Source organism: Streptomyces sp. NPDC001880 (assembly GCF_053594575.1).
Genome location: NZ_JBSFET010000078.1, coordinates 1 through 23167, shown reverse-complemented (window position 1 = coordinate 23167; position 23167 = coordinate 1). Strand labels below are relative to the sequence as shown.

Sequence of the window (23167 nt, the reverse complement as noted above, 5' to 3'; positions counted from 1 at the left end):
TGACGGAGACGTGCCGGGCGCGGGCGGGGCTGTTTCAGCCGCCGTTCGCGCCCGCTCCCGTTCCCATTTCTGCTTCTGTGGTCGCGTTCGGAGCATCCCACCCCGAGAGGACCTCGAGCAGGCCCCGGGACCGGTCGCTGCCGTCCTGAGACAGCACAAGGAGGATGTGCTGCCACTGGCGTGGCGTGAGCCCGACTTCGATCAGAGCGTCACGGGGAGAATCCGCTTTCTCGGCTGCACTCTCGATTCGGTGCATCCCCATGATCGCCAGGGTGTTGAGGAAGAACCGGTCACTGGTGCTGACCGTTGGTTCCTTACGTGTCGGCCCCGGCAGAGCACGCGGCTGCGGGAACCGCCACGGACCTTCGTGATCCATAAGATGAACGGTACTTGAGAGTTATGGCGGGCTGTCAGGGGGAGGGGCGACCTTGGCGTGCTGGTCACAGAACCCGGCGTACAGCCCGACTCGTCTGCCGCTACCTGCGGCTTTGCCTTGAAAGGGCCTCTGACCTGCACCGGAGGCCCTTTCCGGTCTTTCAGGAGCTTGCTGCGTTAGGTAGCGAAAAGTCCCTCGGAAGTCTCTCAGGCAGCGCTGAAAGTCCCTGAAAAGTCCCTGAGACGGAGGGTCGGGCGAGGCCTCTGAGCTGGTTCGGATCGATGAGGCATGGCGCTGCTGCTCCATCTTGCGGCTCTGCAACTGCCGTGAAGTAGGACGTGGTCTGCGGTGGAGTGCCTGTGGCCCGAGGGCAGTGCACGCGTAAGCGGCTCATTCGGCGCACCGTCGAAGAGAAGAGGCGCAAGCGCTTCGGCGGGCACATCAAGCGCCTGGTGAGGAAGGGACTTGATGTGGCTGCCCCTGGGACCGTCCACGGCATCTAACGCCTCGCCTGCGGGCCCTGGGACAGGGAGACTCATACGCAGCGGCCGTTCTCTCGTGCTTCGTGACTCGACATCTCGAAGCGTGGAGAACGGCCGCCTCAGCTGTCCCGGGAAGAACCGCAGATCAGCAGGTTGGGTGACAGGCGAGGATAAACGTCAAGCTCAGTGCCTGGCCGAGCCGCGCCTGCCCTGCAACGCTCGCGGTGAGTTGCTGAAGTGCAAGCGACGCCAAGCCGACTCACGAGACTTGATCAGAGAGGCGGGCCGGCGGAGAAGAACGACATGAGGCTTCGCGTCAGTCGGGTTGCTTCGCCGAGGCCGTACCAGAGCCCCAGGAGGACGTACGCCGTCACCCCGAAGGCCACTACTGCCAGAGGTACCAGGAGTTCGGCCGGCGTGCCCAACCCTGCGAGGAGTAGCGCGGACGCTGTGACGGTGATAGCCGACCAGAGACAGGCTTTGGCTAGTCGGCGGCCATCGAGGCGGTCGGGCTCGATTACCGCCTCCTCTGGTAGCTCCGCGGGCGGCAGCATCTGGGTGAATCGATCAGCTGCGATGCTTCCAGCAATGAGGCCGGCCAGCGTGCCGAGCTTCCGCGCTGAAGCCGCCCGGTCTTGGACGAGGCCATCCGCTGCTTGCATCACCGCTGTCTCTACGAGTTCCGCATGGCTGAGGAGTTCCTTGCGGAGCACTCCGCGGTTCCCGAAGTCGGAAGCCGCGTTCCTGGCAACTGTTCGTAGGGGCAGGCCGAGCTCGGCGGCCTTGGCACTAAGCCGAGTGGCCTTCGTGTACCGGCCGCCATCCACCGCGATCAGATCAGCACTGGCGGTGAGGAGGGCGAGCAACAGGTACAGCGGCTTGTAGAGGCGAGGTATGTTCTCCCCCCGCCAGACCGAAATGATCCAGAAGAGGGCGAGCAAACCCAGCGAAGGCGTGATTGACACCCAGGGGTCAGCGTTCGGTCCGAAGACGTACTCGGTGTAGGTAGGACAGTGGGCTCCGTCTGTGGTGAGCAGGCCGCCTGGCCTGCATGCGGCCGGGCGCGATACCACAGCGAACAGGGCCAGCGCGGCAAAGAAGATCGCGGGCCCTCTCAGCCTGCGAAGGTATGTCCACCGCTGGTAGCCGAGTGCCTTGCGGATCGCTGAAGCGTTGAAGTCGATGCTCAGCTCGGCTGCAGCCTTCTCGGCCGGAACCACGTGCTTCTCAACCCAGCGGTGGTGTAGATGCAACAGCGGATGCTGCCATGCTGGCAGGTTCGTTTCGCTCACCGGTTCCCCCACGTTCAGCAGCGTAGTGGGAGGTACTGACATAGGGGCTGGGTTTCGGTGGGACTCGAGCCCCTGCCGTTCCCTTGGCATGCCAGCGTTTAAGGGGTGGTTGGCGGCCAGGCATGGCTCTGCACCCCGCGTCCTTGGCGGCCCGACCGGAAGCGACCTTGCGTGAGTGCTGCGTGAACGGACTGGGTGGCACTAGGGTGGACCCAGCGTCATAGTGATCAAGGTCAGGCGTCTCTGACCTGGGGAAACGAGATTCCGCGGCATCGTCCGGCACCAGTTGGGATGATCTTGTGGGGCCTCGTAATGCGTAGGTCTCGGGTTCGAATCCCGATCATGGTGGCACCTGGCTTGTCCCATGAGGCGTGAGGGCTGGCGGGCGACGAGCTGCTTGTCCTCCCTGCAGTGATCGACCTCGATACCTCGAACCGAGCGCTGAAGAATTCGAGGGCCCACCGTCGCTGGCGCTCACACGAGCTGCCGATCAGTGGGAAGACCTACGTGTCGCTCGTTCGGATCTGAGTTCCGTGCTGGTTCCGTTCGTACGTACGCCGCGTGTTCTTCTCGATCTTCCGTGCGACCTCGGAGTCCAGATCCACGCCATTCATCTCAGCCAGGGCTGTCAGATAGAGGAAGACGTCGGCCAGCTCTTCCCCGAGGTCGGGCAGCCCCTTGCGCCAAGCGGTGAAGGCTTCGCTGACCTCGGCGGTGAGAAGGCCGAACTCCAAGGCCACGTCCGTGGTGTTGAACCCCTTGAGGGTCTTGTTTTCCCAGGCGAGTTTCTGGGCGGACCCGATCTCCAAGACTCCTCCAGCGGCGGTAAAGCAGGTGCCTTCGAAGCCTAGCGGGAGCAGTGCGCCGGCGTTCTGGCTTCGGCAGGCCGTCACCCTGCCGAAGGGAGTTTGAGGGTTGTGGTGTCGAGGGTGAGCACGCGGGTGTAGTCCGCGAGGGTGGAGAAGACCCTCTCGTATCCCGTCACCAGCGCGGACACCTCCTTCAGGCTGACCGCCTCGCCATCGCGCAGGAGAAGTCGCTGGCGGATGACGGCTGGCGATGCGGTCAGGTGAACGAGCATGCCGGAACGCTCGATGACGCTCTCGGCCAGGTCGATCGCTTGGCTCCAGTTGATCCGGGACCGGCCCCGGTGAAGGGGGCCGTAGACGAGTTCGCTGATGAAGCACCGGTCGAAGATGATCCGGCCGGTCCCGGCGAGGATGTTCCTGTAGCGACTTGCCAGGTCGAGATGGTCGGGTGTCTTCGGGGAGTGCACCACGACGAAGCCGTGGTCCGTCGATAAGCGTTCACCAAGCGTGCTCTTCCCGACTCCGTCGCAGCCTTCCAGGACCAAGGTCTGATAGTCGCCGACTATCTCGTCGAGGTTCATACAGCCAGCCAGGACAGGACGGCGTCGCCATTGTCGAGGTGAGCGTCGGCGGCGTACTGGACCATGAGGTTGCGCCAGTTTGGCTCCCGGCCATGGGCGTGCGTGAACGTCGGGCGCGGCTGGAAGGCCGCGATCCGTACGCCGCTGGCCGCAGCAGCACCGATGAGCAAGGCGGTTCCCGGAGGCGTTTCCGCGCCGGAGACGTCGGCCAGCAGCCGGGCAGCTGAACACACCGCGGTCAGGTCGGCCAGGGCCCCTGCTACTGGGTCCGCTGCCGTGAAGCGCTGGGGCACCATCACCGTGTGGCCGGCGTCGACACACGCTTTGGCCAGGTGACCTCGGCCCCATGCCATGTACGGCGACGCCTCGACGTAGACGGGTGCGCCGATCACCGGGGGTGCACCCCCGAGGCGGGGAGCGCGATCAGGGAGGTCGAGCAGCGCGTCGACGGTCGCGTCGAGTGCCGTGTTCGTCTGGGCCATGTTGCGTGCTTGGAAGCCCGGGAAGCGGGACTGGGGCGGAGTCGACGGCAGAGTTGGCGGTCCGAGCTTGGCCACGCGCACGATGCGCGTGGCCACGGCCTGAAGGAGGGGGTCGGGGAATTCGAGGCGAGTGCCGGCCTCGGTCAGCGAGTAGGTCTGGAAGTCGGTGGTGAGCACGATGACCGGGACGCCCGAAGCAGCGGCGTATCCGATCTCCATGCAGACCCCGTCGTCGAGGCTCGGGCCGTGCAGGATGGCGACCATGGCGTCGAGGCGGCTGAGGCGTTCGCGGTCCAGCTCGAACAGGCGGCGTCCTTTGACCTCGGCGACCAGGTCCTCCTCGTCGGTGTCGCAGAACGGCAGGAAGACGCGATCGGGACCGACTTTCGCGGCTAGCCGATCGGCGAGGTTGGCGGCGAGAGCGCGGTCATGGGCGGCAAAGAGCCGGTGGGCTACGTAGACGGACACCGGGAGAGGCCCCCAAGTCGATAGGTCAGCCGCGACGGGGCGCGGGGATCGGAAGGGAAGGGGCCGCGACGTACCTGGCTGCGGCTGCAGTTGCCTCCGCCAGAGCCTGGGCGGCTGTCGCACCCTGCGAACGGTGGGCCAGGAAGGTCCCGGCCAGGGTGTCTCCGGCGCCGGAGACCTCGCGCGGAGGACGCGGCGGCGGAACGGCGGAGGCCACCTGACGTCCGAAGTGGTGAACCACTGCTGCCCGGGGGCCATCGGTGATGACCACCTCCGGGACCGCACCGGAGTCGATCACTTGCTCCAGGAGCCGGTACTCGGCAGCGTTGACGAACAGGGTGGTCGCCTTCGGCAGCCAGCGGGCGGCAGCGCGGATCATCTCTTCCGCGCTCGGCAGAAAGAAGTCCACGCTGAAGTCGGTCCCGTTCCTGGCGAGTCGGTCGAGCACTGCCGCCACATCCAGCGGGCGGCGGCAGCAGACGTGGTAGGTGTCGCGCGGGTACAGGTCCACGTGTCTGAGCGCGTGCTCGGTCAGTCCTTCGGCCACGCCGTAGTCCGTGCCTACGCGTATCAGCTCGCCTTGCAGGTCGTACTCCAAGTCGAAGGTGGTGGACATGCCGTCGACCTGGACCTGTGCCGACCAGTCGAGCGTGTCCAGACCCGGTACCTCCGGAAGGTGCGCGAGATCTTTTCCGAGAACGCAGACCGGGACCGCCCGGAGGCCGGCCTTTGCCGCCGCCAGGGACAGGAACAGAGCCGCACCGCCGAGCCGGGATCCACCACGGTGGTCGGGATAGCGGGTCAGGTCCCGGCTGATGTTGCCGATCACGTCGAGCCGTTCCACGGTCTCCCCCAGGAGGTCAAGCATGGCGGGCGCGGTGTGCGCAGTCGACGACCTTCGAGCAGACCGGTCGCCGACCGCAGAGCTGCGGGGCAGGACCGTTGAGGTACAGCCGCTTGAAGTAGATGAGGACGAGGTGCACCCACCAGGTCGGCTCCACCCCCTCGGGGACGGAGACCTGGTACTCGTTGTCGGTAACCAGCGACCGGAACTCGGCTGAGCGGGCGTGTACGGCCGCCTCAAGGACGTGCCGCATCCGCTCGTGTGCCACGGCTCCCGTCGGAAGGGCAAGGCCCAAAGCGGGTGCGAGCTTGGTGACCATGCCGGAGTCCACCGGGATGATGCCGCAGTGGTACCCGCGGGCGGTGAGCAGTGCGCACTGGGCGACCTTGTAGGACGCACCTCGCACCCGCGCAGCGAAGTCCAGGACCAGGGCATCGCAGTCGGCTGACTCCGCAGTCGGGTCGATCCCCTCCTCCTCCCAGGCACGGAGAAGCTCGGCGAGGGAGCGCAGATAGTCGATCCGGGCCTGCGGCAGACCGATGGGACGTACCAGTGATGCAAGCTCGGCGTCCGTGGCAGCAAGGAGGCTGTCGAAGCCACGGGCGTCCGCCGAGGTGATCACCCGGGCGTACGTCTCCACCATTCGATAGGAGACCCGGGTGGACCAGCCGGCGGCGAGCATCCGTACCCGCGGATCGCCGATCGACATCGGCCACCACCGGTTCTCGTCGTGATTGGCCTCCACCTCGGCCCGCACATCTGGAAGGCCGGCGGCGCGGGCCACCAACCGGTGGACTCGCCGGATCTCCAGCGGCTTCGCCTTCACACGCTCGATCGTCATGAACCGACTCCAGCACGGGCTCGGGTGGCCAGAAGTGCCATGGCGAGGTTGGACGAGAACACCGGCTTCCCGAACCGGTGCTCCAGTTCAGTGATCACCGGCAGGGTGTGCCAGCCGGTACACGACAAGACCACCGCTTCGGCAGCTTCGACCACTTCCTGCGGTAGCTGCCCCACCAGGGCCAGGATCTGATCTGGGGTGATCGCGGGATAGCCGTCGGCCAGGCCCAGACTCGCATGAGCCAGGACCTCCACGCCGGCCTCGGCGAACGCCGTCGCTTCCGCTTCGGTCACCGGGGCGGGGTAGGGCGTGACCAGTACCACGCGCGCCACGGCCGCCTCGGTGAGAGCCCGCAGAAGGGCGTCGAAAGCAGTGAACACGCCGCCCGGAAGCGGCGGACCGTCAGTGAAGCCCGCTGACGTACACGCCAGCATCACCGCATCGAGCGGAACGTGCGACAACGAGTCCAGCGCATGAACCGATGCTTCACGCAGGCCGTGCCAGAACGAGGCGTCGATCGCCGTCGTCCGGGACGCGGGCACGAGCCGTGCATGGTGGAAGACCGTGTGACGCAGGCCGAGGCTGGACAACTCGGTCTCCACGGCGACGTTGGCCCAGGGCAGCAGCAGACCCGCACGGACGGTACGGTCTGCCGCCGCGTCCAGGGCCGTCAGTGTCGCGAGCGTCCCGTCAGGAAGTGGATGCAACGCGTTCTCCGAAGATCACGCGCGGCGAATGACCGGTGACCACCAGATCACCGGTAGTACCGAGCGGCACCGCCGCGCCGCGCTCGACGACCTGGATGGAGTACGAGCCCAACCGCCGCCAGTAGGTGCCCTCCTCGCTGATGAAGTAGGAGTGGAGTCCAGGCACGCGCAGGCCGGTCGGGTAGACCCGCTCTTTCATCGGCTGATCCCAGGTGAAGTCGATGTCCGCCTTCCAGGATGCGAAGTGCTCGGCCGACGGCAGCGGCTCCCGCTCATCGAGGGCGGCGAGTGGGGTACCGGGGAACGCCCTCGCCAGGCGCACATTCGTCCGGTGACACAGCAGGCCGGCGTCGAGAATCCCGGCCAGGCCGTGAAGGTTCGCCACGTGGGTGCCATGGGTCTCCCCGGGGAGGCCGTATATCAGGTTCAGGCCCGGGAGGAGCATCGGTAGACCACCGGGGCCGCGAGCGGCACCCGCCGTATTCACGTGCTCGACGGCGCGCATCAGGATCTCGGGCGTGCAGGTGAGGGTGTTGCGCTCGATGACGGCCGGGTCGAAGCTCTCGATGCCCATCGGCGCGCAGTTGCCCTCGGTGCAGAAGTCCGCCACCAGCTTGGCGATGCGCAAGCCGACGGGTGCGGCCACGGCCAGGGGATCGGCGTTGTCGATGTGGAGCACCTCCAGCTCGGGGCAGTGGTCGCGGATGCCGCTGAGCAGGGCGCGGATCGCGTTCTCGTTCCGATGGCGGTAGGAGAAGAAGCAGGTCTGCTGGCCGAGTCGGAAGTTTCGGACGCCGGCAGCGTAGAGCTGGGCCGCCTCGGCGACGATGTCGTCGACCTCGCGGAAGGCGACGAGGGGCGACTTCGCCGGTTCGTTGCAGAAGTCGCAGAACTTGCGTCGGGTGCAGCCACGGTACAACTCCAGCTCGGCGATCGGACGCCAGGGCATCTGTTCGACGAGGCCGGCGAACGAGTCGCGTTCGCGTCGCATCTGCTCGTAGTCGGCGGGGCGCCGGCTGCCGAGCAGAAGGTCGCCGGATGTCACGGTGTGGGTGTGGACGGCGTCGAACAGCCCGGCGTACTCCGCAGGGGAGGCCAGGGCGTAGGCGGACAGCGGGCCGAGCAGGTATCGGCGGCCCCGCGTGCAGGCGAGCGCGCGAGTGATCTCCTCGAACGACCCGTTCACGGCGTGCAGATGAATGGACGGGACCGCGTCCCCGGCGATGACGATCACGATCTCGGCGTCCCGCAGGAGCTGAACGGCGGCGTTCCGGTTGACGGTGGTGGAGTATGTGAGCCGGTCGCTCTGAGGCGGTTCGACGGTGGGTTTGCCTTCGGCCAGGCACCAGCGGACGTCGTCGATGGTCACGTACCGGACGTCCGCCTCCGGCCGAGCCTGACGCAGCGCCGACCAGGCGTTTCGGACGTAGGTCGACAGGTAGGGCGGTACGCCGAGGCCACTCGGCTCGACGGTGAAGCAGTCCAAGATCACTACAGGCTGCATTGGTTCTCCCTCCAGCGCTGAGGGCGTCGGCGGTGTTCCAGCGGCGTTCTCGCCGGGAAGGGCCGTGGGCCCCACAGCCGTCCCAGTGTCAGCGTTGGCGGGGCTCGGGAGGAGGGGGTGACGGGGTTGTTCGGTTGTACGGGGGTTGCATTTCCGCGGCCCTGTGTCGAAAGGCTGGGACGCAGAGTGATCCACAAGGCATCATCTGCGTATGGGCAGTTCAAGGGGGAGTGGCGAGGCCAACGCCGCGTTCGCGGCTGTGCTCCAGGAGACCGGGTGTTCGCACGCCGCTTTGGCGCGCAAGGTCAACGAACTGAGCGCGCTGCAGGGCGAGGTGTCGCGCTACGACAAGGCATCGGTGACCCGGTGGCTGCAGGGAATGACTCCGCGAGGCCGCGCCCCGGAGTTCATCGCCGCCGCCTTGGCCGGGTTCTTGGGCCGCCCTGTATCTCCCTTGGATATCGGCTTCGTTGGGCAGTCTCAGCGTCCCGTGGCCGCAAGAGCCTTGACGTACCGTGAAGACGTGGGTGAAACACTTCATACGCTCGCGGAGCTTGGTTCGACCGACATCTCGCGACGCAGTCTCCTCGGTGCGGTGCCGTACGTCGCGACTGCCCTGCTGGACCCGCAACGGCATTGGTTGCTGTGGCTCCTGGAAGACGACCAGGCCCCTCGGCTCGCTGTAGTCGCCGGCAGCGGCCCTGCCGAGCAGGTCCAGGCGATGATCGAGATGTTCGACGAGATGGACAACCGCTTCGGCGGCGGGGGAGTACGAGCGAGCATCGTGCACTACCTGAGCACCGAACTCGCACCCATGCTGCAGCAGCGCAATCTGCCCTCACACCAGCGCCGACTCCTCTACACCTCGGCCGCGAAGCTCGCGGCGATGGCCGGATGGTGCTCGTACGATTCCGCCGACTACGGACTCGCGGAGCGCTACATGATCCAGGCGCTGAGACTGTGCGCCGAGGGCGGCGACCGCGTACTCGGCGGGCAGATCCTGGCCGGCATGTCGCACCTCGCCACCAGCCTCGGCAACCCCACCGAAGGAGTCTCACTGGCGCGAGCGGGTATCGCGACCGCCAAGTCCGCGGGGAGCCCGCTCGGGCTCATGCGCTTGCACGCCATGGCCGCCCGCGGGTACGCCGTCCTGGGCGATTCCCAGCGCGCGACGGCATCCCTCCTGGCAGCCGGCAAGAACCTGGAGGCCAGCAGGGGCCCTGCCGAGGAATCGCCATGGGTTCGCTTCCTGGACCACCACTATCTGGAAGCCGAAGCGGCCTTGGTCCATCGCGATCTCAACGAAGCGGTGCAGGCCGAGCGCCTCGCCCTGGCGTCCGTCGAGTCGAACAGCGACCGGCGCCGTCGGCAAGCCATCAGTCGCTCGGTGCTCGCGACGGCGTTCCTCCAGCAGAACAGGCTGGACGAGGCGGTCGGCACCGCGAGCAACGCCGTGGACCTGCTCGCCGGAGTACACAGCGAACGGTCCGTCCAGGCCCTGCGTGACTTTCGCGCGCGTCTTGCTCCTTACCGGGGCGAGGCCGTTGTCCGCGACTTCGAGCGGAAGACTCGGCCGATACTCGGCACAGCAGCCTGAAGGCGCCGGTCAGTACCCTTCCGGTGTCGGCGCGTTCTGGCCCTTGTCGACGGGCAGGTTGATCCCGGTCACCGCACGCGACTGGTCCGAGAGCAGGAAGGCGATCACGTCCGCCACCTCCTCCGGCCGCACCAGCTCTCCCCCCGGGAACTCCGAGCGGAAGCGGTCGAAGGCCGACGGGTCTTCTCGGCGCATCCGGTCCCACCGCTTGCCCGGGATGAGCATCGATCCGGGTGAGACCGCGTTCACGCGGATGCCATCCGCTGCCAGCTCCCTGGCCAGGGACGACACCATGTGGATCTGGGCTGCCTTCGCCGAACCGTACTGAGCCTGCGGTCCCGGCTTCCACCCGGAGACCGAGGCCACCACGACGATCGATCCGCCACCGGTTTCACGCAGGTGAGGGGTACTCGTCGAGACCAGCCGGGCGACATGACCGACGTTCATCTCCCACGTCGCCGCCCAGTCCTCGGCAGATGCCTCGGTGATTCCCCGCCCCCGCGCACCACCCGCACATGCGACGACACCGTCCAGCCCGCCCAGCGCTGAGGCGGCGTCTTCTACGAACCGCTCCAGCAGCTTCGGCACGGATACGTCCAGAGACCGGACGAACAGAGCAGTCGGCATACCGAGCGAACTGCGGAGCGTTTCCAGCGGCTCGGACTTCCGGGCACACGTCGCCACCCGCGCCCCTTCGGACAGGAGCAAGCGCACCACGTGCTCGCCCAGCCCTCTGGAGCCTCCCGTCACCACGATGCGGCGGCCCGCGAAGCGCCCTGTCACCCCGCGCTGTCCGCGGTCATGCCCTGCGTCCGTCATCTGCGCACCCTTCACCAACCGTGCCAACCCGCGTGGTCGAAGACATCCTGCATGCACCCTTCTGACCAGGGCGCCGCAGGGGTTCCCTTATTGGACGTACCCGGCCCTGGACCAACCGTGCAGCGGCGATCGCCGACGTCGGCGCTACGGACCCGGGTGACGAAAAGAACCCGGAACGGCAGTGCACCACCGCTCAACCGTCGAACCCGGGTCAGGCGGTCCCCAACACGAAGTGAGAGACAGCGGCACCCCGCGCTCCTCTCCCGACTCGGGAGGCACCATGTCCCAGGAACCACACCCGCGAGACACACTCACGCTGGCCGACACGCCCAACGCTGTGGGCCTGGCACGGCTGCACGCGACCCACGTCCTCTCCCGCTGGGGAGTGCCGGCCGAGGTCGTGGAGACGGTAAAGCTCATCGTCTCGGAGCTGACCACCAACGCGGTACGGCACCCCAAGAAGAGGGAGGGCGAGGAGGTCTTTCTGTTCTCCTCGCAGTTCGACGTGCAGACCTTCGAGCTGGCGCTGGAGATGGTCCGTGACGTCGTCAGGGTGTCCGTGTGGGACCGCGACGCGAGGCCGCCCGTGCTGACAGAGCCCGGGGTCGAGGCGACGAGCGGGCGAGGGGTCCTCATCGTCGCGATGATGAGCAGTCGCTGGGGCCACCACCCGGCTCTGGGCAGGTCCGGCAAGGTGGTGTGGGCTGAGGCAGGCCTCAGCCCCGTGAGTCGTGTCAGTGAGAGCGAGAGCTTGGAACGGCCCCCGGGTCGGCCTCCGTCGACCGGACATGGACGGCCCCGGGCCGACCCGCACCTGCTCGGCCGCGTGCTCATCGGCGTCAGGGACCTCTGAGCTGTGGACGCGACAAACGAAGTCGGGTCGGCTCCCGAGGGGCCGAGGCTGTCCTCCTGGGAACGCCGCCCGTTCGACGGGGTGCGGTGCTCCGGCCGCCGAATGGTCCCATCCAAGCTCCGAACACGGCGGGCGGCCAGCCTCGTCCTGGTGACGCGATCCTCTGCGCGAAGCCGACCGCCCGGTGGAGGACCCACCCCACCGCTGCGAGAGAGGCCCCGATGAATCCGACCGCCGCAGCGGTGTACACGTCCAGGTTCGTCGTCGTGGAATCGCTCTCGCCTCAGCAGAAGGGCCCGCTCACCAGTGCGCTCGCCCAGACTCTGCGGGAGGGGCGGTGACCACCGTCCCTCGCCGGTCCCGGCTGCTTCCGGTACCCGCTGTCGCCATGTGGTCCGACCAGACGGTCCGCATCCCACACCTGCGCATCGGGCCCGATGGTGTCTACCACGAGGGCCCCGAAAACCGGGACGAAGAGGGTCAGTTGTGGCCCCAGGTCCGCGGCCCCCAGACCGGTGCGCCGGAGTACGCGGAGATGAATCCCCTCAAGCAGTGCCAGGCGATGGAGCGACTGCTGTGCCAAGTCGGCATGGGGCCGGCCACCCGCACCGAGCACGGCGTGCTGTGGGTGCTGCCCCGGCCGACCGGTTCGCCCGAGGACCCGGATTACGACTGGGACGAGGGCGTGACGACGACCGAGCCGCCCGCATGCCTCTTCCACGCACGTGTGTCGGCGCACCAGTGCCCCCGGCTCAGGACGAGAGGACACGTGACGGTCTTCGTCCGCGACACGGAGCTGGTGGCGGTGGAAGGCACGTACTACCCGCCCCCGCCGACTGGAGCACGCCCGATCAAGACGGTCCTGCCCATCGACGCCCCGGACACGCGCCTGATGGTCGCCGACCGTCTCGTCCGTCGCCTTCGGGCTGTCACGCTCGTCGACATCACCGACCGAAGTTCCGCCCGTGGGGCGTTTCCCTGCAACCGCCGAACCCGAGAGAAGGACTGGTGAGCCACGACGAGGCCGCCCAATTCCTCGTCCACCTCGTCGTTCCCTAATCGCCTCTCCCTGTAAGGACATCACCTATGTGTCAACATCAACCCACCTGTCCCGGGGCAGAGTCCCCCGACCGTGAGGCGGCCCGCCTGACCGCGCACCACCCCGAGCAGGGCTGGAGCCGACTGTGCAACGGTGTCCTGCTCTTTGAGGACACCGGGGAACTGCTCCCCGACGGACAGATCATCGCCCCGCACCGCCCTACGACGGCGGTGGCTGCGTGAGCACCCTCGCCGAACAGAAGGGCCTCTCTGCGGCCTGTGCTGTACTGCGTGACGTCGTCGTCAGGCTCCCGTACGACACGACGCTGCCCCGGTCTGGATTCTGGCGGCCCGTATCCACCAGCCGCCTTGACTCACCCGCCGGGCGCTGCGGGAGCTGGACACGGACGGCGAAATCGCCCTCGTACACTGGGAGTCGGCGTGGCGACGAGGACCACTCCCTGATCTGCACCGGGTGGCTGCCCCAGGCCCTCGCCCGGATCGGCCGCGCCGACGAGGCTGCCACAGTCTTCAACCGTCTGCTGGAGTTGCCCAACGACGTTGGCCTGCTCGCCGAGCCCGTCGGGATGGCGCCATGAGCCTCTCACCCCTACCCGCCAGTCGGGCGAAGAGCGACCGGCGCCGGGCTCCGGAAGGCCGTACCGCCGGTCTCATCCTGCTCGGGGCTAATGTGATCGGTTTTGCTCTGGCTGGGGGCATGGCCGTGCACGAGACTGGTGTTGTCCGCGTTCTCGGTTGCGCCGCTACGGTCCCGGACCAGACACCTGCCGAAGAGCAGCCGCCCAGCGCGGCCAACGCCACGGCAGCACCTGAGTCCGGCGGCCCCGGGTGGGGGCGGACGGCGTGAACGCTCCTCCCGTCTCCTGTCTCCCGCCGCGCCGTACGGCTTGGTTCCTCCCTCGTCCACCGCGGATACACGGCCATGGACGCCTTGGCCGCCGCCAGAACGCGATCGCCGTGCCGGGCGGACTCTGCCGCCATATGCCGCACGCGGCACGCTGCCGCCCCGCCTCGTAGCAATACCCCGATGTATCCACGACAGTTGGAGTCCTTTATGCCGCATCTCTCCAAGAGCCAGGCCATATCCTCGGACGGGGCCGTCGGCACCGCACGCCTGCATCACCTGGAGCGGGCCGCCCTGAGCCACGGGGCGCCCATCGAGGACGTGCTGCTGATCGCAGTCAACCTGTACGGGATCACCTCCGACCAGGACCGCCACCGGGCCCGGGTCAACCTCCGGCTCACGCGCCGCCCCGAGGTCCCCTGGCAGATCATCGTCCCGCTGAACCAGCCGGCCAGCCCGTTCCGGCTCAGGGGCGACGAGCTGTCGCTGAACGGCGAGGTGGTCGCACACGTCGAACGCATCGACGCCGACGAGGCAGTCGGAGGATATTTCCGCAACGGTGGCCGGGCCGTGACCCTCAACCCCAACGCCCGCAGCCGGTGTGTCGGGTGCGGTTGGTGCCCCAACACTCTGGAGGCCGCCGCCGACCCGCGGCTGCAGGAGGAGCAGGGGCTCGACGACCTGCTACGCGCCCTGGGCGAGCAGCACCCCCGCCGCACCCTGGCCGAACTGACCGAGGTCACTGTCTCCACCGGCTGCTTCGAGCGGGAGGAGGCCGCTGTCGCTCACCTGACCGCCCTGCGGCCTGCTCTGGAGCGGGTCGGCGTCGGAGCTCGGATCGGCTTCCTCACCTCCGTGCTGCGCAGCGATGAGGTGTTCGAGACCATCGCGTCGCAGGTGTCCCCGTTCGTGCTCAGGCTGACAGCCGAGCACTTCACCCGGCGGGCGGCCTTAATGAAGTCGACCAAGGCCGACCTGCGGCCGGAGCAGATGCCGGGCCTGCTGGCGCGGGCGCAGGCAGCGGGGCTGGACACCTCGTACACGTACATCGTCGGGCTGGACCCGATGGAGGACTTCGTGCGCGGGGTGAACGCGCTGGCGGGCGTGGTCAACGCGTTCCCGAACTACCAGGTTTTCCAGGCGCATACGGTGATGATGCAGGGCATGCGGACGCCGGGCGCGGAGAGCCTGGAGTACTACCTGCAGGCGCGTACGGCCATCGAGCGGGCCATGGCTTCGACCGGGCTGAGGCCGGTGGGCTGGGAGTGCTACCGGCCGCTGTGGTACTTCACGTATGCGGGGGAGGACCTCGTCGATGGACCTCGCTGACACGGTCATCGACCGGGTGCGGGTCGAGCGTCTCGACGAGAGCGTGGCGGGTCCGTGGGAGGTGGGCGACAGTCGGTTCGCAGTGGTGGTTGAGGCCCGCGGGATGGCCGGAGTGTTCGCCCCAGTCGACGAGTTGCCTGCCGCGCTCGTCGCCACCCGGCTCGGGCAGAGCGCGCTGCGGCACCCGGTGACCGATCACAAGGGTCTGCTGTGCAGGCTCCTGGCCGAACTCGGTCCGCACGCGGTGGGGCTGGGGCGCTGGGCGGTGGGGGCGTTGGACTGCGCGGTGTGGGACCTGCACGGCCGTCTTGCCGACCTCCCGGTCGCGGCCCTGCTCAGCGACCGGCCCGCGCGGCAGGTTCCGGTCTACGCCTCCTGGCTTTCCCTGGACCTGACCTCCGCTTCGTCCGCCGAGTCGGTCAAGGCCACCGCTGACCAGGGGTTTGCCTTCACCAAGTGGGCGCTGCGCGACGCGGAAGCCGGCGAAGTCGCGCTGCTGGCCGAACGGGCGGCGGTATGGGCGGGGCAGAGCGTGGCGGTGGACGCCCTGGGCACATGGGGCCACCGACGGGCCACGGAAGTCGCGCCGCTCCTCACGGAGGCGGTGCGCTGGGTGGAGGACCCGCTGGCACGGACCGACCGGGCCGCGTACACGCATCTGCGCGGCCAGGCGGAAGGGTTGCGGGTCGCGTTCGGCGAGCGGCTTGCCCATGTGGAAGACGCCATGGCCCTGCTGGAGCTCTGCCGACCGGAGGCGTTCACGTTCGACGCGGTGTGGTGCGGCGGCATCACCGAAGCGCGGCGCTGGCTGGGAGCCGCGCACGACGCGACGGTGCCCGTCCACCTGCACGGCCGGGCGTTCCTGCCCGCCGTGCACCTGGCCGCCGCGCTCCCGCACACGGCGGGTGCGGTGGAGTACCAGGTGGTGTGGGAGCCGCGACGCCAGCGGGCGCTGCGCGGCATGCTCCAGCCGGACGGCGGGCACGTCACGCTCCCCGACCGGCCCGGTCTCGGGATGGAGGTGCGCCGGTAGTGGCACCCATGCACACGGGCGAGCTGGCGGTCCACGGGCGCCTGGAACGGCGTGAGGAGACGGTGCTTCTCATCGTGGACGAGCGGCTGAGTGGATATGACACCTTCCTGTCCGCGACCCTGCGTCTCGACCGGCCAGTGGTGCTGTCGGAACTCCCGGTCCGGATCTTGACGTTCGACGACGTCACCGTCCTTTTGCCCCTCAAGTCCGGCCTGCCGCAGGCGCAGGCCGGTGGGGAGTGGAGCGGCACGCTGCTGATAGCGCACGGCTCACGTCCGCCGACGATCCCCGACGACCTCGCCCAGGCCGTTGCCGAGGCCGGTGTCGACACCAGCGGCTGGTCACCGGCCGAGGCCCGGCAGCTTCTGACCTTCCTCGGCGAAGCCGGTCCCGGTCCCGTACGTATCGAACGGATCGGCATAATCATCGCGACCCTGGCGAGACGTTCGTGAGCGCGGCGACTCCGGTGCGGCTGGTGAGCCTCGACGTCGGATACACCCTGGGAGAGCCGTCTGGGACGACGTTGACGCAGCGCCTGGTGGAGTTGTCCCCGCTACCGGTCCGGGAGGCGAAGCAGATCGCCCAGAGGATCCTGCACGTCCTGGACCCGGACAGCGATGCGACAGGGCCGCAGACGGTGTGCGTCGCCCTGGGCATCTCACCGTCCGCCTTCCCCCACGGCCACCGTCCGCCCGGCTTCGCCCTGTGGCCCGGGGCGGTGGAGGCGGTGGCACGGATCGCCCGGATCGTGCCGGTGGTCACCCTGTCGAACGTGAGCCACTGGGACGAACCAGCGGCTGACATCGCCAGGCTCCTCGCGCCCCACCTCCAAGCTCACCACCCTTCGTGGCAGCTCGGGTTCGCCAAGCCTGACCCGCGCGCCGTGCAGACTGTCGCTCAACTGCACGGCCGCGACCCTGCGGGGGTGCTGCACGTCGGCGACAGCTTCGACTACGACGTGCGCGGCGCCCTCGCGGCCGGCGCCCAGGCCATGTGGATTACCTCGCGCCCACCGTCGGCCGAAGAGCTTCGGCTGCTGGCCGAGCACCCCGGCCGGGTCACGGTGGTGCCGGGCCTCCTCGGCGCGGTCCGCCGGATCGAGCAGACCGTCTTCCCATCAACCCACACCACCAGGAGTCCTACCTCGTGAGCAAGTTCGAAACCACTGCCCCGTACTACGCCACCTACCGGCCCGGTATCCCAGAGGAAGCCGTCGCCCTGCTCGCGCAGCGGGTGGCCGACAAGGAGCGCTGCGTCCTGCTCGATCTGGGGTCCGGCACCGGGCAGGTCCCTCTGGCCCTGGCCGGGAAGGTGACGGAGATCGACGTCGTCGAGCAGGACGCGGGCATGCTCGGCGAGGCCGACAAGGCGCTCTCCGGGCTGCCGGTCGCCGTCCGCCTGCACAACACGTCGGCCGAGGAGTTCACCCCGCCCCCCTCCTACCGAGCCGATCTCGTCACGGTCTGCCGTGCCTTCCACTGGATGAATCAGGGCGTGGTGCTGTCGCGTCTGGAGAGCATGACGGCTCCGGACGGGACCGTCGCGGTCATGGGGGACGGCAGCCTGTGGACCGCGCGCACCGAGTGGACCGATGCTCTGCGCGCCCTGATCCAGGAGTACCTGGGCGAGGAGCGGCGGGCCGGGAAGGGCCAGAAGTACGTGGCACACGACCGGCCGTATCGCGAGATTCTCGCCGAGTCCGCGTTCGGCCAGGTCGAGGAGCACACCATCGCCGTTGAGCGGGAGTGGAGCACCGAGACGGTGATCGGCTACCTGTACTCGACCTCCTTCGCCGCCCGGCCGCTGTTCGGCGAGCGGGTCGACGACTTCGAGCGGCGGGCCCGCGCCCTGCTCGACGAGCACGCCGCCGCAGGCGGCCTGACCGAGCACGCCTCCTTCCAGGTCGTCCTCGGCCGACGCGGCTGACCCGCCCCTCCCTCTTCGCCGGGGCGGCCCCTCTTCCCGCCCCGGCCCCCCTCCTCCCGAGAAGGAGATCTACCATGCCCCGATCCGTGACGTGGAGCGACGAAGAGCGGTACCGGTTCGTTGACGACGGTGTTCTCATACGCCGTGGCCTGGTCCACGGCGCCGTGCTGTCCCAGGCCCGCGACCTAGTCGGCGGCTGGCTGACCGAGGCGTACGACCCTGCGCGGCTCACCGCCTACACCGAACGCAGCTTCGCCCCCGAGTTGGAAGAACACCCCGACCTCCTCGCCCTCTACCAGCGAAGCGGCCTCGGCGAACTGGCCGGAGACCTACTGCGGCCCGCGACCACCGCCCCGGTCACTCGGGCGCAGATCCAGATCCGTCTGCCGCACGGCGCACAGCAGCCCGTGAAGCGAATGCACGTCGATGGCGTCTCCTGCCCGCACCTGGAACCCCGCGACCTGCGCACATTCACCTTCATCGTCGGCATCGTCCTGGACGGCGGCGACACCGCGGACGCCGGCGCTCTGCACTACGTGCCCGGCGGGCACCACCGGATGGCCGACTACTTCGCCACGGACTGGGCCCTGGGGCAGTCGGCCCAGACCCCCGACGACATCGACGCCCAGAACGGCACCGCTCTCACCGCCGAGCCCGGCGACGTGATCGTGATGCACCACCTCGTCCCGCACCGGGTCGGCATCAACACCAGCAGTATGCCCAGGGTGATGGCGTACTTCCGCGTCAGCCACGCCCAGCACCCCGACCTCGCCCTCAAGGCTCTGTCGGACCCATGGCTGGAGTACCCGGCGCTCGCCGCCCTAGCCCGCCTCGGAACCGTGTGAGAGGAGAGAGCGCCATGGACGTACTCACCCCCGACCAACTCCCCGACGCGGCCCGGCTCCTGGCCGCCGGGAAGGTGGTCGCCGTGCCCACGCCCCGCTGGTACATGCTGTGTGCCCGCACCGCCGACCCCGCCGCCACCAGCGCGGTCTTCCGCGCCAAGCAGCGCCCCGCCACCAAGCCGCTGCTGCTCCTGCTCGATAACCCGGCTACGACCGACGCCCTGTTCGAACTGAGCGACGACGCCCGCCTACTGACCGGCGGCCTGTGGCCGGGGGACCTCGCGCTACGTCTTCCGTGGAAGCCGGGCGTGGAGCCCGTCGCGGCGGTCGGCTCCCCGGCGCTCGTCGGATGTCCCGACGGGGTTCTGGGCCAGCTGGTCGCCCTGGCCGGCGAGCCGCTGGCCGCCGCCGTGTGCAGCATCTCTACCCCCACCGCAGGCGACGAGGACCTCCCGGCGCTCACCGCCGGCCAAGTCGTCGCCTTCGACCGGACCACGGGGGCCGGGATCGCCGCGGTCGTCGACGGCGGGATCTGCCCGTACGGCCGGCACATGACCATCGTCGACTGCCCCGTGGGCGCTGCCGCGCGCCTGCAACGGGAGGGCACCGTCCACGCCCGCGCCGTCGAAGCCGCTCTCGCCCCGGCAGGAGGACCCCATGTGGGCTGACCTCGCCCGCCGAACGAACCGCCTGGTGCCCGACGACTCGGTGGCCGCCGTCGTCGACGCGCTCGACTACCTCTGTCTCGCCCAGCTCTACCTGCGCGACAACCCGTTTCTGGCCCGGCCTCTGACCCCGGCCGACGTCAAGACGCGACCGGCCGGCCACTGGGGGGTGTGCCCGCCCGTCAACCGGATGCTCGCCGCCTTGGGCCCGCTTCAGGCGGCCGTACCCGACGGCTACGAGCTGCACGTCCTGCACGGCGCCGGGCATGCGGGGCCCTCCGCCCTCGCCCACGCCTACCTCACCGGCCGACTCGGCCACGCCCATCCCGGCCTGCGCCAGGACGCGGCCGGGCTGCGCGAACTCGTCACCGGCTTTCCCCGGGCCGATATCGGTGGGGAGATCACGCCGATGATCCCCGGCCACCTGCACACTGGCGGGCAGCTCGGCCCCGCCCTCGCGATCGGTCAGGGCACTGTGCTCGACGCGCCCCACCGGCTGACCGTGGTCCTGATCGGCGACGGGGAGTGCGAGACCGGGACGACTGCCGCCTCCTGGCTTGCCGCCCGTGCGCTGCACGGTACAGGCGACCACGGCACCGTCCTTCCCGTCATCCTGCTCAACGGAATGCGCATGGGCGGGCCGAGCGTGCTGTCCACTCTGAGCCGCGCCGAACTCACCACCTACTTCAACGGCCTTGGCCACCGGCCCGTATACAGCGACGGCCGCGACATCGGACAGCTCCGCCAAGCGGTGGCCGAAGCGCTCGGCGCCGCCCAGCCCCTGGGCATTCCGGGACCGTCGAGTGTCCTGGTCCTCACCCTGGACAAGGGCCACGGAGCACCCGTACACCTCGTCGGCACTCCGGCGGTCCACAAGACGCCGCTGCGCGATCCGGCCGGTGTGCCTGCCGAGTTCGACGCGCTCGCCGACTGGCTGGCCTCCTACCAGCCCGACCAACTCCTGACCTCCAGCGGCCGGCCCCGGCCGCACCTCCTGCCCGCGCTCCCTCGCCCCCGGCCCGAGCCCGACGGTCTCGCGGCGCCGCGCGGCTGCGTCGCCGCCTGTGCCCAGGTCGCTGACCATGCCGTCGGCCGCCCGTTCGCGCAGGTGGTCCCCGAGGTCCTGCGGGGCTTCGCGGAGCGGGGCCCGTTCCGCGTGTTCAGCCCCGACGAGCTGGCCTCCAACCGCCTCGACCTCACCGACGAGCACGGGCGCCCGGTGTCGTGGGCGGTGGAAGTGCTCAACGAGGAGCTGTGCCACGCCTGGGCCCAGGGCTACACGGAGACCGGCCGGCACGCGCTCGTCGCCACCTACGAGGCATTCGCGCCGATCACCCTCAGCCTCATCCAGCAGCAGCTCAAGCACCGGGCCGTGCGCCGTCACGGCGGGCTTTCTCCGCTGCCGAGCCTGGTCTACCTCCTGACCAGCCTGGGCTGGCACAACACCCTCACCCACCAAAACCCCAGCCTCAGCTCGGCGCTCCTGGCCGGCGGCGATCCCGCGCTCCATGTCCTCACCCCCGCCGACCCGGCACGCACCGCCGCCGCTCTCACCTTTGCTCTGCGCAAGCTCGACCGGTGCACGATCGTCATCGCTGGCAAGCACACGGACGTCCACCACCCGTTGGAGACCCTCGACGAAGAACTGCGCCACGGCATCTCGACCTGGCCCCACCTCAGCCACCACGGCCCCGATGAGCCCGATCTGATCCTCGCCTCCGCCGGCGACCTGCCCGCCGAGGCCCTGACTGCTCTCGCCCAGCGCCTTCGCGCCGAACGGCCGGATCTGCACCTGCGGTACGTCCACGTCCACGACCTCACCGCTCTCGCTGAGGAAGGCACCTGCCTCCTCGCCCTCACCCCGGACGCGTTCGCCCGCCACTTCGGCACCCGCGAGCCGATCATCCTGGCCACCAGCGGGCACCCGGCCGACATCCACGCCCTCCTCGGCCGCCGCCACCCCGGGCCCCGGCTCACCGTCCTCGGCTACCGCGACCCCGGCCGCCCCGTCTCCCAGGCCCACCTCCGCCAGCTCTGCGGCCTTGACGACGCCAGCCTGTGGCAGCTCGCCACGACCCTCACCGATGCCCCGAAGGAGATACCAGCATGAGCACCCCGCTCCCGCCCGTCGCACCCGACGCCGACACCATCGAAACCTTCGAACGCGACGGGTACACGGTCATTCGCGACGCGATCACCCCAGAACTGCGCGACCAGCTCCTGACCGCCTCCGAAATGCTCCTGACCAGCGACATTACCCAGGGCCGCGACCGAGGAGGCGACGGCAAGGACGGCTTCCGCGGATGCCTCAACCTCGACCGCGCCTTCCTCCCGCTCCTGGCCAACCCCGCCGTCCTACCCACCGTCGTTCAGCTCCTCAGCCCCAACATCCACCTGCTGTCCGCCCACCTCATCGCTCTTCCGAGCGGCCCGCCCCGCACCATCCGCATCCCCGAGCGCCACGGCTGGCACCGCGACATGTACGGCGTCACCGCCGACCTCGGCTTCTGCCACACCCCCCGCATGGCGATTAAGGCCGCCCACTACCTCACCCCCGTCACCCCCGACTGCGGGCTGACGATGTTCCTCCCCGGCAGCCACCGCCTCACCGAAGAACCCGTCGTCCCCGCCGGGGCCGTCGACCCACCCGGCGCCATCACCCCCGACATCACCGGAACCGACGCAGTCCTCTTCGAGAACCGGACCTGGCACACCGGAGGCATCAACCTCTCCGGCCAGCCCCGAATCGCCCTGATGCTCCAGTACGGATACCGCTGGCTCCACCCCGTCGACGACCCCGCCACCGACCTCCGGAAAGACCCCGCTCTCACCCCGATCGAACAGCAGCTCCTGGGCCTGCCCGACCGCCGCCCGGACGGATCCCTCGCCAAGGGCAGCGGAGCAGCTCCCATCCGCTCGTGGTGGGAAACTGGTCCAAGGGCTAGGAGTGTCATGAATCAGGTGTGATCTTTCCCGAAGGAGTCACCTGATGAGTACGACGACGGATCACTGGCTCGAGACCTCGGACAGCGTGTCGCTTGCCGTGGCCGACGGCAGTGTTCAGGGTGCCGGCGTGAAGTCGATGCCGGTGTCGCCGAACGGTCTGTCCAGCGAGCTGCTGGAGGAGCTGGCCGCGCTTGCGGTCGAGAAGGTCCGTGGGGAGGGGTTGCGGCTGATGGGCGAGGGCGGGCTGCTGCCCGAATTGGCCCAGCACGTGATGCAGGCCGCCCTGGAGGCCGAGATGGACGAGCACCTGGCCGCCGAGGCCGGCCGGGCCGGCGGGCGCGGATCGCAGACGAGGCATACGGGCAGGACTGGAACTTCCGCCGCCTGCTCGAGCAACTCGGCCTGGGCTACGTCGTCGCGGTGCCCAAGTCCCAGCAGGTCAAGTCCCTGGCCGGTGCCTGGCGCATCGACCAGCTCATCGACGAAGCCCCCGCCGATGCCTGGCAGCGGCTGTCCTGCGGCAACGGGGCCAAGGGCCCTCGCGTCTACGACTGGGCCGCGGCAAAACTGCCCACCAACATCGTCTTCGACCCGGATCCGCCGTCCCACCACCGCTGGGTGCTGGCCCGGCGCAGCCTGTCCGACCCCGGCGAGATCGCCTACTACCTCGCCCACGCACCCGTCGGCGTCGAGACCGGCGAACCGGCCCGGATCGCCGGCAGCAGATGGGCGACGAGGAGTGTTTCCAGGCCGCGAAGAACGAGTGCGGCCTGGACGAGTACGAGGTCCGCCGCTACATCGGCTGGTATCGGCACATCACCCTGACCATGCTCGCCCACGCCGTCCTGGCCGCACTCGCCGCCCG

At 69.1% G+C, this 23167-nt stretch carries 24 protein-coding genes and 1 pseudogene; 15 read left to right on the top strand and 10 right to left on the bottom strand.

Translation table 11 applies throughout. The features are described from left to right. Positions 1–34 precede the first annotated feature (34 nt). The 9 genes from ACWCQ6_RS28640 to ACWCQ6_RS28600 all read right to left on the bottom strand — a co-directional run bounded on the left by ACWCQ6_RS28640 (position 35) and on the right by ACWCQ6_RS28600 (position 8386). Positions 35–376 (bottom strand): hypothetical protein, encoded by a 342-nt coding sequence (locus ACWCQ6_RS28640; protein ID WP_451094009.1) that lies wholly within the window; start codon positions 374–376, stop codon positions 35–37. Between the two features lie 754 nt (positions 377–1130). After that, entirely contained in the window at positions 1131–2162 is a 1032-nt protein-coding gene (locus ACWCQ6_RS28635) for a hypothetical protein (protein WP_451094007.1), read from the bottom strand. 491 nt (positions 2163–2653) lie between these two features. Beyond that, positions 2654–2959: a MazG-like family protein gene (locus ACWCQ6_RS28630; protein WP_451094005.1), complete on the bottom strand. Its 306-nt coding sequence runs from the start codon at positions 2957–2959 to the stop codon at positions 2654–2656. An 80-nt stretch (positions 2960–3039) separates the two neighbouring features. Beyond that, positions 3040–3540, bottom strand: coding sequence for a hypothetical protein (locus ACWCQ6_RS28625; RefSeq protein WP_451094003.1), 501 nt, complete (start codon positions 3538–3540; stop codon positions 3040–3042). Beyond that, positions 3537–4490: a nucleoside 2-deoxyribosyltransferase gene (locus ACWCQ6_RS28620; protein WP_451094001.1), complete on the bottom strand. Its 954-nt coding sequence runs from the start codon at positions 4488–4490 to the stop codon at positions 3537–3539. The genes ACWCQ6_RS28625 and ACWCQ6_RS28620 overlap by 4 nt, the downstream gene beginning before the upstream one ends. A gap of 25 nt (positions 4491–4515) precedes the next feature. Then, positions 4516–5358 (bottom strand): PfkB family carbohydrate kinase, encoded by an 843-nt coding sequence (locus ACWCQ6_RS28615; protein WP_451093999.1) that lies wholly within the window; start codon positions 5356–5358, stop codon positions 4516–4518. Then, on the bottom strand, positions 5351–6175 hold the full coding sequence (locus tag ACWCQ6_RS28610) for a hypothetical protein (RefSeq protein ID WP_451093997.1): 825 nt from the start codon (positions 6173–6175) through the stop codon (positions 5351–5353). The genes ACWCQ6_RS28615 and ACWCQ6_RS28610 overlap by 8 nt, the downstream gene beginning before the upstream one ends. Next, a complete protein-coding gene (locus ACWCQ6_RS28605) occupies positions 6172–6777 on the bottom strand; it encodes an aspartate racemase/maleate isomerase family protein (RefSeq protein ID WP_451093995.1) in 606 nt (201 codons plus the stop codon). Before ACWCQ6_RS28605 ends, ACWCQ6_RS28610 begins: the two co-directional genes overlap by 4 nt. A gap of 88 nt (positions 6778–6865) precedes the next feature. Beyond that, positions 6866–8386 carry a radical SAM protein gene (locus tag ACWCQ6_RS28600; protein WP_451093993.1) on the bottom strand — a complete coding sequence of 507 codons (1521 nt, stop codon included), beginning with the start codon at positions 8384–8386 and terminating at the stop codon, positions 6866–6868. 211 nt (positions 8387–8597) lie between these two features. Between ACWCQ6_RS28600 and ACWCQ6_RS28595 the strand changes: the two genes are divergently transcribed. Further along, the gene (locus ACWCQ6_RS28595; RefSeq protein ID WP_451093991.1) at positions 8598–9983 is read left to right on the top strand and encodes a hypothetical protein; all 1386 of its coding nucleotides are present in this window, start codon (positions 8598–8600) and stop codon (positions 9981–9983) included. A gap of 9 nt (positions 9984–9992) precedes the next feature. Here ACWCQ6_RS28595 and ACWCQ6_RS28590 read toward each other — a convergent pair whose 3' ends face one another. Continuing rightward, complete coding sequence (locus tag ACWCQ6_RS28590) at positions 9993–10802, bottom strand: SDR family NAD(P)-dependent oxidoreductase (protein WP_451093989.1); 810 nt, start codon at positions 10800–10802, stop codon at positions 9993–9995. A gap of 280 nt (positions 10803–11082) precedes the next feature. On the opposite strand from ACWCQ6_RS28590, the gene ACWCQ6_RS28585 reads away from it, so the two are divergent. The 14 genes and pseudogenes from ACWCQ6_RS28585 to ACWCQ6_RS28520 all read left to right on the top strand — a co-directional run. Further along, positions 11083–11655: an ATP-binding protein gene (locus ACWCQ6_RS28585; protein WP_451093987.1), complete on the top strand. Its 573-nt coding sequence runs from the start codon at positions 11083–11085 to the stop codon at positions 11653–11655. Between the two features lie 337 nt (positions 11656–11992). After that, positions 11993–12667, top strand: a complete 675-nt coding sequence (locus ACWCQ6_RS28580; protein ID WP_451093985.1) for a hypothetical protein — start codon at positions 11993–11995, stop codon at positions 12665–12667. Positions 12668–12741: 74 nt separating this feature from the next. Next, positions 12742–12936 (top strand): DUF5999 family protein, encoded by a 195-nt coding sequence (locus ACWCQ6_RS28575; protein ID WP_451093983.1) that lies wholly within the window; start codon positions 12742–12744, stop codon positions 12934–12936. Next, positions 12933–13292 (top strand): hypothetical protein, encoded by a 360-nt coding sequence (locus ACWCQ6_RS28570; protein ID WP_451093981.1) that lies wholly within the window; start codon positions 12933–12935, stop codon positions 13290–13292. The genes ACWCQ6_RS28575 and ACWCQ6_RS28570 overlap by 4 nt, the downstream gene beginning before the upstream one ends. 476 nt (positions 13293–13768) lie before the next feature. After that, on the top strand, positions 13769–14887 hold the full coding sequence (locus tag ACWCQ6_RS28565; RefSeq protein ID WP_451093979.1) for a hypothetical protein: 1119 nt from the start codon (positions 13769–13771) through the stop codon (positions 14885–14887). Next, complete coding sequence (locus ACWCQ6_RS28560) at positions 14874–15920, top strand: enolase C-terminal domain-like protein (protein ID WP_451093977.1); 1047 nt, start codon at positions 14874–14876, stop codon at positions 15918–15920. Before ACWCQ6_RS28565 ends, ACWCQ6_RS28560 begins: the two co-directional genes overlap by 14 nt. A gap of 8 nt (positions 15921–15928) precedes the next feature. Next, entirely contained in the window at positions 15929–16372 is a 444-nt protein-coding gene (locus ACWCQ6_RS28555; protein ID WP_451094017.1) for a hypothetical protein, read from the top strand. A 23-nt stretch (positions 16373–16395) separates the two neighbouring features. Further along, the gene (locus tag ACWCQ6_RS28550) at positions 16396–17070 is read left to right on the top strand and encodes an HAD family hydrolase (RefSeq protein ID WP_451093975.1); all 675 of its coding nucleotides are present in this window, start codon (positions 16396–16398) and stop codon (positions 17068–17070) included. Next, entirely contained in the window at positions 17067–17846 is a 780-nt protein-coding gene (locus tag ACWCQ6_RS28545) for a class I SAM-dependent methyltransferase (RefSeq protein ID WP_451093973.1), read from the top strand. The genes ACWCQ6_RS28550 and ACWCQ6_RS28545 overlap by 4 nt, the downstream gene beginning before the upstream one ends. A gap of 74 nt (positions 17847–17920) precedes the next feature. Then, complete coding sequence (locus ACWCQ6_RS28540) at positions 17921–18691, top strand: phytanoyl-CoA dioxygenase family protein (RefSeq protein ID WP_451093971.1); 771 nt, start codon at positions 17921–17923, stop codon at positions 18689–18691. A 14-nt stretch (positions 18692–18705) separates the two neighbouring features. Beyond that, positions 18706–19359 carry an L-threonylcarbamoyladenylate synthase gene (locus tag ACWCQ6_RS28535; RefSeq protein WP_451093969.1) on the top strand — a complete coding sequence of 218 codons (654 nt, stop codon included), beginning with the start codon at positions 18706–18708 and terminating at the stop codon, positions 19357–19359. Further along, complete coding sequence (locus tag ACWCQ6_RS28530; protein WP_451093967.1) at positions 19349–21466, top strand: phosphoketolase family protein; 2118 nt, start codon at positions 19349–19351, stop codon at positions 21464–21466. Before ACWCQ6_RS28535 ends, ACWCQ6_RS28530 begins: the two co-directional genes overlap by 11 nt. Next, positions 21463–22323, top strand: a complete 861-nt coding sequence (locus tag ACWCQ6_RS28525; protein ID WP_451093965.1) for a phytanoyl-CoA dioxygenase family protein — start codon at positions 21463–21465, stop codon at positions 22321–22323. The genes ACWCQ6_RS28530 and ACWCQ6_RS28525 overlap by 4 nt, the downstream gene beginning before the upstream one ends. 324 nt (positions 22324–22647) lie before the next feature. Then, positions 22648–23167, top strand: a pseudogene (locus tag ACWCQ6_RS28520) (IS701 family transposase); the annotation flags it as partial.